The sequence below is a fragment of the Salegentibacter sp. genome (genome assembly GCF_041642575.1).
Taxonomy (GTDB): Bacteria; Bacteroidota; Bacteroidia; order Flavobacteriales; family Flavobacteriaceae; genus Salegentibacter.
Window position 1 is genome coordinate 13,934 of the sequence record NZ_JBEPWD010000027.1, and the last position, 14,574, is coordinate 28,507.

11 protein-coding genes are annotated in these 14,574 nt (G+C 38.8%); 4 read left to right on the forward strand and 7 right to left on the reverse strand.

Annotated elements, in window-relative coordinates:
* The first annotated feature begins 118 nt into the window (after positions 1–118).
* The gene (gene upp / locus ACESK1_RS06415; RefSeq protein ID WP_372919096.1) at positions 119–778 is read left to right on the forward strand and encodes a uracil phosphoribosyltransferase; all 660 of its coding nucleotides are present in this window, start codon (positions 119–121) and stop codon (positions 776–778) included.
* Here the strand turns inward: upp and ACESK1_RS06420 are convergent.
* Positions 775–3,060, reverse strand: a complete 2,286-nt coding sequence (locus ACESK1_RS06420; protein WP_372919098.1) for a BamA/TamA family outer membrane protein — start codon at positions 3,058–3,060, stop codon at positions 775–777. The genes upp and ACESK1_RS06420 overlap by 4 nt on opposite strands.
* Before the next feature lie 3 nt (positions 3,061–3,063).
* Entirely contained in the window at positions 3,064–8,013 is a 4,950-nt protein-coding gene (locus ACESK1_RS06425; protein ID WP_372919100.1) for a translocation/assembly module TamB domain-containing protein, read from the reverse strand.
* Between the two features lie 449 nt (positions 8,014–8,462).
* Here ACESK1_RS06425 and ACESK1_RS06430 point away from each other — a divergent pair, with 449 nt between their 5' ends.
* Complete coding sequence (locus tag ACESK1_RS06430) at positions 8,463–9,293, forward strand: OmpA family protein (RefSeq protein ID WP_372919102.1); 831 nt, start codon at positions 8,463–8,465, stop codon at positions 9,291–9,293.
* A gap of 47 nt (positions 9,294–9,340) precedes the next feature.
* Here ACESK1_RS06430 and ACESK1_RS06435 read toward each other — a convergent pair whose 3' ends face one another.
* On the reverse strand, positions 9,341–9,763 hold the full coding sequence (locus ACESK1_RS06435; RefSeq protein WP_372919104.1) for a DoxX family protein: 423 nt from the start codon (positions 9,761–9,763) through the stop codon (positions 9,341–9,343).
* Positions 9,764–9,800: 37 nt separating this feature from the next.
* Complete coding sequence (locus ACESK1_RS06440; RefSeq protein ID WP_372919106.1) at positions 9,801–10,301, reverse strand: GreA/GreB family elongation factor; 501 nt, start codon at positions 10,299–10,301, stop codon at positions 9,801–9,803.
* Between the two features lie 293 nt (positions 10,302–10,594).
* On the opposite strand from ACESK1_RS06440, the gene ACESK1_RS06445 reads away from it, so the two are divergent.
* A complete protein-coding gene (locus ACESK1_RS06445; RefSeq protein ID WP_372919108.1) occupies positions 10,595–11,830 on the forward strand; it encodes a glycosyltransferase in 1,236 nt (411 codons plus the stop codon).
* Between the two features lie 65 nt (positions 11,831–11,895).
* Here ACESK1_RS06445 and ACESK1_RS06450 read toward each other — a convergent pair whose 3' ends face one another.
* A complete protein-coding gene (locus ACESK1_RS06450; protein ID WP_372919110.1) occupies positions 11,896–13,233 on the reverse strand; it encodes an aspartate kinase in 1,338 nt (445 codons plus the stop codon).
* Positions 13,234–13,333: 100 nt separating this feature from the next.
* Here ACESK1_RS06450 and ACESK1_RS06455 point away from each other — a divergent pair, with 100 nt between their 5' ends.
* Positions 13,334–13,978: a hypothetical protein gene (locus ACESK1_RS06455; protein ID WP_372919112.1), complete on the forward strand. Its 645-nt coding sequence runs from the start codon at positions 13,334–13,336 to the stop codon at positions 13,976–13,978.
* 1 nt (position 13,979) lies between these two features.
* Here the strand turns inward: ACESK1_RS06455 and ACESK1_RS06460 are convergent, their stop codons facing one another.
* Positions 13,980–14,132: a hypothetical protein gene (locus ACESK1_RS06460; RefSeq protein ID WP_372919114.1), complete on the reverse strand. Its 153-nt coding sequence runs from the start codon at positions 14,130–14,132 to the stop codon at positions 13,980–13,982.
* Positions 14,133–14,148: 16 nt separating this feature from the next.
* The coding region (locus ACESK1_RS06465; RefSeq protein WP_372919116.1) for a hypothetical protein at positions 14,149–14,574 on the reverse strand (426 nt) is incomplete at its 5' end.

Below are 14,574 nucleotides of genomic sequence, written 5' to 3' on the forward strand. Positions count from 1 at the left end.
AAGCTTTAGCAATTAACATCAAAAATATAGCCAAATTAAGAGAATTTGAAATAACAGACTGCTAATTTTCACCTGAATTGGATTATGTATTTATTATCTTTGTATAAACTCATAAAAAATGCAGGTTCACCACCTTCTGGAACAGAATTCCATCGCTTCAAAATTTATTGCTGATTTAAGAGATGTTAATATCCAACAGGACCGTATGCGGTTTAGGAGGAATATTGAACGTATTGGAGAAATCCTGGGTTATGAGCTCAGTAAATCTCTAAAATATCACAAAAAACATATAAAAAGTCCGTTGGGAGAGGCTGCAATCCATCTGCCACAAAAAGATATTGTGATATGCAGTATTCTTAGAGCAGGCTTGCCCTTGCATGAAGGTTTGCTTAATTATTTTGATGAGGCTGAAAATTCTTTTATTTCAGCATATAGGCATCATCCTTTTAATGATGAAAAATTTGAAATTATTGTTGAGTACCTGGCCTCCCCTTCTCTGGAGGGAAAAACGCTTATTCTGGCTGATCCAATGCTGGCAACCGGTCGCTCTTTCGTTAATGTTCTGAAAGCTTTAGAAAAAATGGGGACCCCAGAACAAATTCATGTGGTTTCGGTTATTGGTGCTGAAGAAGGTGTGCAACACGTTTCAGAAAACTTTCCTGTAAATACTCAGCTATGGATCGCTACCATAGATAAAGATTTAAATGATCACGGTTACATTGTTCCGGGGCTTGGAGATGCAGGGGATCTTTGTTATGGAAAAAAAGAACAGCACTAAAAAGGATATCCAATAGCGAAATTAAGTACAGGTTCATCTATTGCGAAAATCCAACGATCCCCCTCAGGTAAAGAAGGATCATGAAATGGCACTGCCAGGTCAAATCGTATCACGAAATTCTGAATATCTACACGAAGACCAGCGCCCCCACCTATTCCAAGTTCGTTTAAAAAGTCTGAACTGATTTTTCCTCCCGGAAGCAGTTCTTCAGAATCACTATTCCAAACATTTCCGGCATCCACAAAAGCAGCTCCTTTTAAAAATGAGACTATCGGAAACCGGTATTCTGCATTTGCTTCAAGCCTGATGTTTCCCGACTGATCAAAGAATGAGTTTCTGTCACTTTCTTCGGGATTATAACTTCCAGGGCCTAAAGACCTGATTCTAAAGGCTCTTACACTATAAGGTCCTCCTGAAAAATATTGCTTGGTAAAGGGTAAAACATTAGAATTTCCATAAGGAATACCGTATCCTGCAAAGACCCTGGTGGCAATCTTATGCTCTCCTTTAAGTCTTAGATGATATCTAAAATCAACATCGGCTTTAGCATATTGTGCGTACTCCAGCCCCAGAAACTTGCGCGGCCTGGGATCATCCTTGCTGCTTAAGAGATCTACACTGTTTCCGGCAACATCCAGGGTAGAATGCAGAAAAAACTGATGGGTATTATTTTGGTCTACATGCCCATTATAGATAAATGAATAGGTCAAACCTGAAATAAATTCCTGATTGAAACTATTCCGCAGATAAGGATTATCATCCATGATCTCTTCAAATTCTTCTGTGGTATTGGCTAACTGTAGGTAATTTATAGAAATCGGATTAAATTCGTGGCTAACATAACGATTGGCATCCCAGTAATAACCAAATCTCGTTGAAGCCGAGATCATACTAAATAGTTCACTTCGGTTCAAATAATCGACGCCCAGGCTTACTTTGGTCTTTGGGATAGAATATCTAAACCAGTTACCATCTATTTTTACTGGAAATAATAACCGCGGAAAAATCAAATCTGTTTCCAAACCTAACTGTGTACTACTCAAACCACGCTGATCTCCACCTGAAATTTGTTTCTCAAAATTGAATTTACCTTTAACATTTAGTATTTCCCCACCCCGAAATAAATTTCGGTTTGAAAAGGTGACTGCCAATCCGGGTCCGGCGAAATTATTTGATTTAGTGACAGCCTGCAGTTCGGCTCTTATCGATCTTTTTCTAAGCGGCGAGAGATAAATATTGGCTTCAAGATTTCCAATACTGTCATTATTGCTTATACTGTCTGTCTCTTCATAGCGGATGTTCACAAATTTATATGCCCCAATAGATCCCAATCTTCTGGCTGTGTTCCTGGAATCATCGGGATTATAGAGTTCCCCCTCTTCAAGTAAAATGTAAGGTTCCAGGTATTTCGGTTTAAAAAATTCAGGGTTTTGGATAAAATTCTTTTCCCCATAACGCACAGTATCACGAGGAATGCTGTCTGCACCAATTTCATAATTCGCATAGATATTTACCTTTTCAATTTCATAAGGAATGGTAGCCTCCTTTGGTACTTCATCCTTGAGCATTAGAAAAAGGTCGAATTTTTTGTTGTCGTATTGATTGGTATCAGCTTCAAAAAGTAAAAACGAAGGATTAAAATTGTAATATCCCCGGTTTTTAAGATGGTTATCTATGCGTTCCCGCTCAGCTTTCAGAATGGTGAGATCAAATCTCATTCCCGGTTCAATATAAGTATCGGCCAGGCTGTTTTCGATTTCAGGATAGATCTTCAAAGAATCTGCATCTAACTCGTAATTCTCAATTCTGTATGGTTGTGCTAATTCTATTTTATAGATTGTCTTGGCTTCCCGTGCTGAAGAATCTTCTTCCATGGCAGCATTTATATCACTATAGAAGAATCCGCGGTTTTCCAAACGATTGTCAATAAGATCTGAAATTTCACTCAGGTCTACATCTGAGGCATAAACGGGTTCCTCTCCTATCTTATCATTTAGAAATTTATTGATAAATCCAGGTTTTTCCTTTTGAGCTTTATAATGAAAATACAATCCCGGATGCCCACCCAGGATCTTGGTATTGGGTTCTGGCGTTATAACTGATTCTATCTCTTCTTTTATTCTTTCTCTAAGCTTAATGCTATCTGCCGCTTCTACGGTGGTTTCAGCCCCCGTATATAGCAATTCATCTTCCGGAATAAAACGCTTCACATTACAGGCCTGGATTAAAACTCCTGCCAGAACCAGAATAATAATTCTACCTATGTATTTTTGGTGATGCATAACCTAGTTTTCTTTCTGTGATTCCTGGATTTCCTTTTCAAATAATTCTTTGAATTTATTGAATTCTTTGGTAAAGATCAGGGCGATACCACTTACGATAATTTGTCCGTCTATTACATTTTCATACATATTCCTTCTGAAACCTTTTAGACGGAATCGTCCGTTTTCGGTTAAAAGATATTCCAGGCTCACATTACCAATCATTGGCGCACTTTCTCCTGTTGGATTGCTTCCCTCTACATCAATCTGACTTCCCACTCTTACTATCAATCTGTCATCCATCAGTCGTCTTTGAGCGGTAATATCCAGCTGAGTTCGATCCTGTGGACTTTCTCCCTGATAATCGGTAAAACTATCTACTCCAAAGTCCAGTTCTATACCGGTGTCTCCCATTAACTGTTTAGAAAATCTGTTTAATTGATCTGAGAGGGCCTGGTTTAAATTATCCCTTGCAATATTCATGGTTCCCCCACGGCTGCCATCGCTTCCTCCTTCAGGGAAGAATCGGTTTAAAACCAGTAAGGAAAAGACCTGTTTGTTCAATTCCTCTTCCTGCTGATTGAGCTGTTGAATTCGACCGTAAACCTCGCCGCCTATAGCACCTTGTTGCTCTTCGGGCATATCCAGATCGAAACTTAATTTGGGACTCATTAATTCTCCACCAACATTTAAAAATACTTCAAAAGGTAGTTCCTGCCGGAAACGGCCGGGATCACTTCGGGTTGGGCCGCCGGCCATGAGAGAAGTAGCTGATGTTTCTACTTTGTATAATGCACTAATATCCAGTCTTGCTTCCATAGGATCACCCGACCAGGAAATACTACTGCCATCAACAATTTCGAAGCGTCTTTTAACAAGTTCATACAGGCTCATCTCGTAGTGTCCCCTATTCATTTCATATCGTCCTGAAAGGTTGGTGCGACCATTTGATGCTATAGTAAAGGTGAGATCACCTTCCCCTGCAACCCTGAAGTTATCGCCGGTATTATCATCTATAATAATGGTAAAAACAGCGTCCTCATCAATTTCAATAAGGGTATTAACAATAATTCCTGAAACCGTTGCAGTTACCTCTTCCTTATCTCCGGTTAAAATATCATCAGGATCTTCGCGGTTTACAAAACGCACAATACCGTCCCTTTCCATCATCTCCAATTCGGCACCAGGCATAATATAGGTGAGATCGGTATTAGAATTCACTCTCAGGTTGCCATCAATTCGGGGGAGATTAAGATCACCGGTAATTCTGGCATCTACATCAAAATTAGCTTGCCCGAAGAATAGATCGTTGTCTTCTCTTGTGGAATTTAAAGCATTAAAATCTTCAGCTTCCAACCTCAGATCGAATTCGGGATTTAAATAAGTTTCGGTTAAAATATCTCCTGAAACCACAAATTCGTTATCATTTCTATCTCTTATGGTGAAATTATCAAGATAGATCCCATCGTTATCGATATCTATTGTTTCCTGTCTAAGTTCAAAATTGGCATTGAGGGTAGATACATTAAAACCTGCGTCTTGAAAATTCAAACTCCCTGAATATTCCGGCTCAAGAGTGGTACCTCCAATTTTCACATTTCCAGCTATGCTCCCACTTGTTTCTTTAATCTCTCCCTGTGAAAAACGTTCAAGAACGCTTAGTTGTAAATCATTGATCTGAAGATCCATATTCAGCTCGGCGGCAACCTCATTTGCGGTATATTCTCCGGTGAGATCCATATCCAGTTCTCCTCCTTTGGTAGAAAGATCGAGAGCATAGTCTCCGCCTCCTTTGGCACGTGCATCGATATTTAAAACTCCCAGAGGTGCTTCCATTACCCTGAAATCTCTAACCTCCAAATCGGCCAGCATCGCGGTACTTCCAAAAGGTTCTTCTACGACCAGTTTCCCTTTCATATCTCCTCCTGCCAGTTCAGTTTCAGCATTAAAATAATTGAAAATGGTGGCCAGATTAAAATTCTTAAAATTAAGAGAGATATGTTCCTTCTCTGTATTACCTGAAGAGTTATCTATACTTATTTCCTGCTGATTCCGGCTAACTATAAAGTTGTTGAATTCAATATTATTCTGGGTGTATACAATGCTATTATTTTCAGGGATATTCCATTTCTTACTATTCAAAATTAATTCTGAAGAATTCACCCTCACCTGTACACTATCACCCTGCCGGCTGGTTTCCGTCATTACGTGTACCAAAAGACTATCCTTGTCGTTAGAAACGAAGTCCAGAAACAGCTTCTGGTCTTCCATTTTTCCCTGAAGGAAAGTTTTCTCCACTAAAAGAGGGCCGCCTTCCAGGGAATTAAAACCGAATTCAAAATCCAGGTTTTCCTTATTCGAATTAATTCTGAAGGCCAGGCTATCTATTACATTTGAACCATACTGAAGCCTGGGGAGATTGATAGCCGCAGTTAAATCACGTTCCTTTTCCCTAAAATCCATATTTAAAGTAATGGTATCCATTTCTTCAATGCCTGAGATAAAAACATCGGTTAGGATCGGGGCCTCACGAATTTCTCCTCTTAGCTCGATATTTACAGGATTGGCAGTGGTATCCTGTTCTACATCCTGGTAATAACTCAAATAATGTCTTTCAAGAGCCTCGGCAAAATCAATAGGATCGGCATTTGACTCAAGGCTAAGGTCAAGAATTCTGTTACTAATGTGTAAGGCGGTCGTATCTGGTGTGACATGGGCGTCGAGATTGAGATCTCCCGCAAAATAGGGCTCGTTATCATATACCGCAATTGCATCAGTAAGCTGAGCATCTACCTCATAATTTTCGGCATTACCTTTGAAATTACCTTTTAATTTGAACCCTGTTTTAATATGCCTGGAAGTGAATCCCAGGGCCTGAAGATCGGCTCCCTTCATATTAAGATCTATTTGGGCTTCGGGAGCAATAGAATCGAGGTGAACATAGGCTTCAAGTGTAGCATCAAGGTTTTCGTCGCGGTAAGAAGTGCTAAGCATCCCCTCCCCGTCTTCAATTTCCCCGGAAAGTGGAAGTTCATTTATTTCATAATCATTATAAGTAAAGGAATTGATCATCCCTTCTACCTCGGCATCCATAGAATTCATATTTTCCCCCGATCCGGAAGCAGTAAGGTCTAGATTCATTAAGCCCATACTTTCATTGCTAAGGAGATTTCCCAAATTGAGTTCTGTAGTGCTTAGATCGGCTTTAAAAGCCATTTCTGCATCACTTCTGAAATTTCCTTTTAGATCGATCTTTCCGTCACTGGAATTCAGGATAACATCGGCAGTTATATTCGTTGGTGTTCCACTTACCTGTCCCTGGAGATCAATATCATTTGGAATTCGAAAGCCTAACTCACTTTCATTCACAAATTGCTGTAGATCTTGTCTTTTTGAAACCAGCTCGGCATTAGGAAAATCAAAACTGATCATATCCGGATCGGTTGCATTTTTAATCCGGCCGGTTGCATTGATATAAGTTTCTCCCCAATATATATTTGCCGTCGAAACAGAAAGATCGGCAAGTCTTCCTTGTGCCCGAACCTGGCCATTTACCATACTCTTGCTAAGTGCCTGTAGATATTCATTTTGTCTTAGATCTGGCTGAAATTTAAAAAGATCATTGATATCAAAATTGATCTCAGGTAAATCTATGGAAACTTCAGAGTTTTCCGGCTTCTGGATAAAATCGTTTAATGAGGAATACTGTGCAGAAATATCTCCCTGGAGATTATTCTGATTCAGCTGAAGTTGCAATTCAGAAAAGTTCATTTCCCTGTCTGATAATGTAAAATCTCCCGAGAACTCATTTAGATCAAAACCAGAAAATTCATTAAAACTTAAATTCTCAAGATTTAATGTGGCGTCTTGTTCTTCAAAAAGAAAATCAGTCGCCCGACCGTTTATATTTTTCAACGCGATTGCCGTAGCATCAAAATAATCTTCCTGAGCTTCTTTGCCGTTCTCTGTAAAAGTAAAGCTGTTATTCTCCAGATTTAGTTCTTCCAGATTCAAATAAAATTCCGGCCATTGAAAGTCTTCCTGAGATTTTGGAGAAGAATCCACTTTGGCCTGATTAGTTTGAATATTAACTACTATTTGAGAAGAGCCAAGGTTGATTTTGTCTATTGCTATGCGATTTTGTGGTAGTTGGAGATTGGGATTTACAGTCAGGAACTCCCCTATCCCGGCCTGGACTTCCAGGGAATCCGGCACCGATTTGTAGTTGGCTTCAATATTTTCCAGTCGAACTGAATTAGCCGATAATTTTGGCAAAGGAGTTTCCTCTTCGTCAGATTCTGGAATTGCCTTTGTTTGGTGATAACGCACATTGCTGTTTTCGATAACCAGATCGGCAATCTGAAAATCCATATTTTCCAGGTCTGTTTTTTCCATTTCCAGGATTAAACTTCCTAATTGGATTTCAGAATCAATACCTGAAACCTTATCGTCATACTTAAGATCAAAATTGCTAAGCCTAACTTCTCCAATTTTTATCTGCATTGGATCGTTTTGGGTAGTGTCTTGTGAAGTTGTCGTAGTATCCGAAGTTGTAAGGGCGTCCATCAAATAATCAAAATTATAGCCCTTTAAAGAATCTTCCCTGTGAATATTAGCTTTTACGCCACTCCAATCCAGGGAATTTATGCTGATGCCTCGGCCACGTATAATAGGCCAAAAAGGGATATCGGCTTCCAACTTTTCAGAATAGATCAGGGTGTCACCCTGTTGATCTTCAAGATATAAACCATCCAGATTAATGTTACCTGAGAACGTAAAAAACAATCGATCAATTTCAATTCTGGTATCGGTTTTGTCCGCAATAGAGAAGGTTATTTTATCTACAATAAGATTCTGTCCCCAGGGAGATCTTATAAAAAGAATAACTAAAAGAATAAAAATAAGGACCCCCGCAAAGATTTTCGCGAGGATCCTCAATATTTTATATCGCTTCTTTCCTGACTTTTTATTCAATTTATAATTTATGTAGTGCTTACCTTCAAATTTAGCCCATTATAAGCGTTTTAAAAGAGAGATTATCAATAAAATTCTGTTAAAGCAATTCGGGTACTATTCGGTAGCTTCCAATTCATTCTCAGGAATACCTTCTGGTGGGGTGACATCTTCTGGTTCTGAAGATGATTCCGGAATAGCAGGGTTAAGGAATAAATTCAGCACATAATCTGCAAGAACTGTAGCATCCAGGATAGGTCAAGCCCCGGCCTAGAATCGGGTACCTTGGTTACGAATTCAATAAACGGTTATGCAGGGGTTTTCTTACAATTAAATGATAAAACTCCCTTAATAAAACGTTAAACGGCAAAACTGAATACGATAAAAAAAAACGACTCGTTTTCCTTTCTGCGTCCAATTATCAAAAAAACTAACACTTTACATTGGACTTAAACTAAAATAAATTAACTATGAGAAAAACTGTATTAATTACTGTTTTATCAGCAGCTATGCTGACCTCCTGTGTTTCAAAGAAAAAGTATGTTGAGCTGGAGTCTGAGCTTAATGATACCAGAAGTACCCTCCAAAAAACACAGGTAGAAAAAGAGGAGGCTGAAGCAAAATATGCGAAAGTTGAAGCACGTGTAGCAGAATACAATGCAAAAATAAATTCCTTACGTGAAGAAAGTGACGAAAAAATGGAAATGAACGATCTTACTGTTATGTCTAATAACAATAAGACAAAAATGCGAGCTACAATTGCCAGGATGGATCCTGAAAAGGTTGCAGGAGCGCAAACCCTTGAAGATTCTATCAATCTTGCAATATCTCACAATTTAAAGCAGTCAATCTCTGAGGGATCAGACGAAGATGATATAGATATCAATGTAGACAAGACAGTGGTAATGATCAATGTTTCCGATAAGCTTTTATTTGGTGATGGTAGTTACCGGGTTCATAACAATGCTAACAACCTGCTTAAGAAACTTGCAGAGGTAATTAATTCTGAACCAAGTATGGAAGTAATGGTTGAAGGTCATACCGATGATCGTACAATCGTAGAAGGATCTTACCTCCAGGACAACTGGGATTTAAGCGTCCGTAGAGCTACTTCTATAGTGCGAATCTTACAGGATAAGTATGATGTGGAACCTGCAAAACTTATCGCTGCCGGAAGAAGCAGTTACGCTCCTTTGGTTGAGAATGATTCCCAAGATAATATGGCTAAGAACAGAAGAACCAGAATTGTGATTATCCCAAATCTGGATAAGTTCTTTGCAATGTTAGAATCTCAGGAATAAGAGATTTTTGCATTACTAAAAAAGGCCAGCCTAACCGCTGGCCTTTTTTATTTTCTCTTTTTGGCTAAAAAATAATGGTCCAGTGAATATTTTCCGGCTCCGGTAAAAAATAATAAAATCCATCCCGATAAATATAAAAGCGGCAATTCCTGTCGGCCAAAACCGTCTGGAACATGAACTATTAAAGCGGCAACGGCCATGGTTGCAATTAAGGGAAGCACTGCGAATCTGGTACCAAATCCCAGGATCACTAAGACCGAGCAAACAAATTCAGCAAAAACCGCGAAAGTAAAGGTGGTGATCTCCCCTATTCCAATTGGGTCGGCAAATTGAATAGGAGCATCTCCAAAAAACTTGATCAGTTTTGGAATTCCATGAGTGAGCATAAGACCCGCAATTGCCAGTCTAAAAATTAGCAAGCCTATATCAACATGCTGAAGATTCAAAGTGGTTAAGTAAGTTTTTTTCATATGATACGATTGAATTTACAGAGAACAAGCTACAACTTTAATAGGAAATTTCCAGAATTTCCAAATTTCGGGTTTCCTGACCTAATTTAAACGCCACCGTCTCTCCCTTCTTTTTACCCGTCACGGCCTTGGCGATGGGTGCAATAAAAGCAATTTTCTTTTCATTAACATCAGCTTCATCAACTCCAACAATTCTGAATTCCTGCACCTGCCCTGATTCTGTATGTTTGAATTTCACTTTTGCTCCAAATCTAACTTCATCCTTTGCCTGGGTTTGTGGATCCAAAACCCGTGCAGATGCAATACGGTCATTTAGTAATTTTAATTTCCCGTCTACCACAGCTTTTGCTCTACGTGATTCAGCTTCATCTTTAATTTTAATCGAGATCCGTTCTTCCTCTAGTTCCTCCTTCTCTTTTTGCAACAATTCCAATCCTTCCGGGGTAACATAATTTGTTGCACCTTCGGGAAGGGCCGCCCGCGGCGGTATTATGGGAGCTTCTTCCTGATCTTCCTCTTTTACGAATCCTCTGCTCATTTCATTTTCAATTTATTCCAAGTTAGTAATTTTTTTCACGTTTTATTTAAATAATATATGATAGCCACTCCAGCATCAGTCATAATTAATTTATAAGAACCGTACGATCTGTTAGTAATGGAAATTATTTTAAGCCTAAATTTGAATACTGAGGTTCTTCTTTTATTTATTATTCCTGGGATTCTTATAATTCTTTTTTCTTTTGAAATCTTTCAGGTAGATAAGAATCCTTTTTTATAATGCTAAGCCAAAAATCTTTAAATAATTCATCGGAATTAAATACAAACAAGCCTATGAAAAAACTACTCATAATTGGCAACGTATGGCCCGAACCTACATCTTCGGCTGCAGGTACACGAATGATGCAGTTGATAGATTTTTTTCTGAAAGAGGATTACCAGGTTCATTTTGCCACAACGGCAAGCCGAAGCGCCTTCGTTCCTGATCTGGAAGGCCAGGGAATTATTACAGAAAATATTAAACTGAACTCCCCGAGTTTTGATACTTACATTGAAGCTTTAGAGCCTGAAATTGTGCTGTTTGACAGGTTTATGATGGAGGAACAGTTTAGCTGGAGGGTTGATAAGTTTTGTCCCAATGCGCTTAAGATCCTGGATACTGAAGATCTTCATTTTATTAGAAAAGCTCGGAATCAGGCCTACAAGGAAAAAAAGGATCCCAAAGAAATCTATTTTACTTCAGATATTGCCAAAAGGGAAATTGCCTCCATTTATCGCTGTGACTTGAGCTTGATTATTTCTGAAGTAGAAATGGAATTGCTCATCAGAGAATTTAATATCCCCGCAAATCTTCTGTTTTATTTGCCCTTTATGCTGGAGAATATTTCCACCGATGATATCAAAAAATTAGCAGATTATGATGAGCGAAAAGATTTTGTGACCATTGGAAATTTTCTTCATGAGCCCAACAGAAACGCCGTATTATTCCTGAAAGAAAAGATCTGGCCGGGAATCAGGAAACTACTCCCTGAAGCAAATTTACACATCTATGGTGCTTATCCTTCTGAAAAGATCCTGAAACTAAATGATCCTAAAAACGGATTTTTTGTTCATGGTAGAGCAGAAGATGCAGAAGTAGAAATGAAAAAAGCCAGAATCTGCCTTGCTCCGCTTCAGTTTGGAGCCGGCTTAAAAGGCAAGTTAATTCAGGCGATGCAGTGCGGCACTCCTTCTGTCACTACTGAAATTGGAGCCGAAGGAATCTGCGGAGTTTTACCCTGGAATGGTTTTATTGAAAATGATCCTGAAAAATTTGTAAATGCTGCTGTTCAGTTGTACCGGGATGAATCAAGGTGGAAGGCTTACCAGGCTAATGGATTTGAAATTATTAATTCAAGGTTTTCGGCAGAAATATTCCGTAGAAAATTTCAGAATAAACTACAAATTCAGGATAAACTCATAGAGCAGCGTAAACAGAATTTCATTGGGGCCATGTTGAGGCATCACCTGCACCGCAGCACTTATTTTATGGCCCGGTTCATTGAAGAAAAAAACAAAACCGCCGGCTAAATTATTAGCAACCGACGGTTTTCACTACACAAAAGGAACAGAAATTCTGTTCACTAACAGAAAAATTAAACAAATTCTTCTACGGGCTTTGCTTCGAACACTTTTTGATGAAGCTTTTGAAGCACGCTTATTTTATTACTGGTATCCACCAAAAGGGAAATGTTATTATTACTACCTCCATAAGAGATCATCCTGATGGACGTGTCATGTAGCAGCTCGAATATACTGCTGGCTTTTTTGTCTTTAATCACCGATTCCCCTACAAGACAGATGATAGAATGATTTTTCTCTACGGTAATTTCACCGTAATCATCAATTTCTTCAATGATCTTAACCAGATTCCTATTATCATCAATAGTAAGTGAAATGGCGATCTCTGACGTGGTAATCATATCTATGGCCGTTTGGTGCCTGTCAAAAACCTCGAATATCTTACGCAGAAATCCGTGTGCCATCAGCATTCGGTTTGATTTTATCTTAATTGCGGTAATGCCGTCTTTTGCCGAGATAGCTTTAAGTCCTTTTCCGGTAGCCTCGGCCGAAATTTTGGTTCCCGGCAAAAACGGCGTAAATGTATTTTTAAGATAAACAGGAATATTTTTATGAATAACCGGCGATACCGTTTGGGGATGGAGAATCTTCGCTCCAAAATAAGCAAGCTCTGCTGCCTCCTCAAAACTCAATTCTGCAATAGGGTGGGTATGCTCAACATAACGAGGGTCGTTGTTATGAAAACCGTCAATATCGGTCCAGATCTGTACCTCCTGGGCATCAAGCGCTGCTCCCAGAATGGTAGCGGTATAATCGCTACCACCCCTTTTAAGAGTGTTTACCCTGTTATTCTCATCAATACGAACAAAACCCTGAGTGATATAAATATCTGTTTCGGTAAGCGATGACACTGTTTCTTTGAATTTATGACCTACCAGCGTCGTATCGGGATTTTCCAGGTTATTAACCTGCATAAAGTCACGAGCATCCAGTAAATGATTGGCAACCCCGCAGTCTTCGAGATAGGCTGAAAAAATTCGGGTAAGCATCCGCTCCCCTGCCGTTACCACCAACGAATAAATCACTTCAGAATACTCTCTTTTTGTGGTTTTCTTTAACTCTGAAAGAATTGCTGAAATCTCATTTTTAGTTTCATATCGCAGCAATTTATTTTCAATTAATTCTTCAATGACCTGGAAATGTTTGATCTCCAGCAGGCCTAAAATCATATCAATACTTGTCTCGTCATCGGCCGCTATCAATTCGGTGATACGCACCAATTCATTGGTGACACCACTCATCGCCGAGAGTACCAGCAACTTTTTTCCGGTACCAGAACAACTAATGGATTTTACATTCCTTATGCCCTCAATCGAACCTACCGATGTTCCACCAAATTTTAAAACTTTCATCAATATTATTTTGAAAGTGCATAATTAAGTCTAAGCTAAGCAGAGACAAAAAATATATTTCATTTTATATACATTTGCACAAAATGTATAATAGTTAACAATGAAAACCATAACCACCTGTGTTCACGACATAATACGCCATCAACCTTTCCTTGATGATGCCATTGCACGGGATATTGTAAATTTTAGTGGTCTTGCCGCAGATATTCAACCGGAAGTTGAAGCTGAAATGAAAAAACCGGTGAAACAGGGCTCTATAATTATGGCATTGCGCAGGTATGCTCCGCAACGCACCAAAATAAACATGAGACAATTGCGGGAATTGGGAGATATTGTGGTTCGGTCCGGAATTACTGAATATACTTTTCTTAATTCAAAAACAATAATTGCTAATAAGGCCAAATTGTTAGAATCGGTAAAGGACCAAACGGGGGTTTACCTTAACTATTCCAGCAATTACCAGGAAAGCAATATTCTAGTGTCAGCAAGCCTCACCCATCTGGTAGAAGATTGCTTTAAAAATGAAATAAGAGTTTCGATCAAGGAGGAGTTATCATCAATCACTATTGCCCTGCCAAAAAACAGTTCCCAGTCTGTAGGCCTGTATTTCTATCTTTTCAAGCTCCTTGCATATGAAGGGATTCCGGTTTTCGAGATGATCTCGACCTCAAACTATTTCGCCATTTTTCTCGAGAAAGAATATGTAAACAAAGCCTTCCTATTGCTAAATGAAATAAAAAAATAGATTACCAGAATTCAAAATAAAAACCACTGATAGCTACAGCAGTGATTAAGATCACCAGAATTATTATGATGAAGATCGTACCAAACCTGGTTTTCTTATTATCCTGAAGAATATAGTCTTCAGATTCGTTATCTTCTTTGTCTCGTATTTGCATTGAAATTATTTTAAGATTATTCATTGATCTGATACCACCAAACTGAATTCTGCCGGTTCATTGGCAAAACCAATTTACCCGATTCCTGATGAAAAAGGATATCACCAGCACTTTTCTCTGATGTCAATATTTTATTGAGTTTCCCTTTTTGGTCAATCTCATGAATATCACCGGTGGCCCAGTCTGAAATATAAAAATTGTTTTTAGTGTTTTGCTGAATTCCATCCAAATTCCCAATAGGTTGTTCGGAAACTTTTGTTATCTCTTTATTATCTAAATCAACCTTTAAAAGGTTACCGCCATCTTCCCTGCCCCAGGCAGCTACATAGATATGATCATCAATAACCAGTAGGCCATTGGGAAATTCAAGTTCCTCTGTACTCAACCACTGTTCAATATTTTTAGAACCTTTTTTCATTAAATAGATACTACTATTACCGGT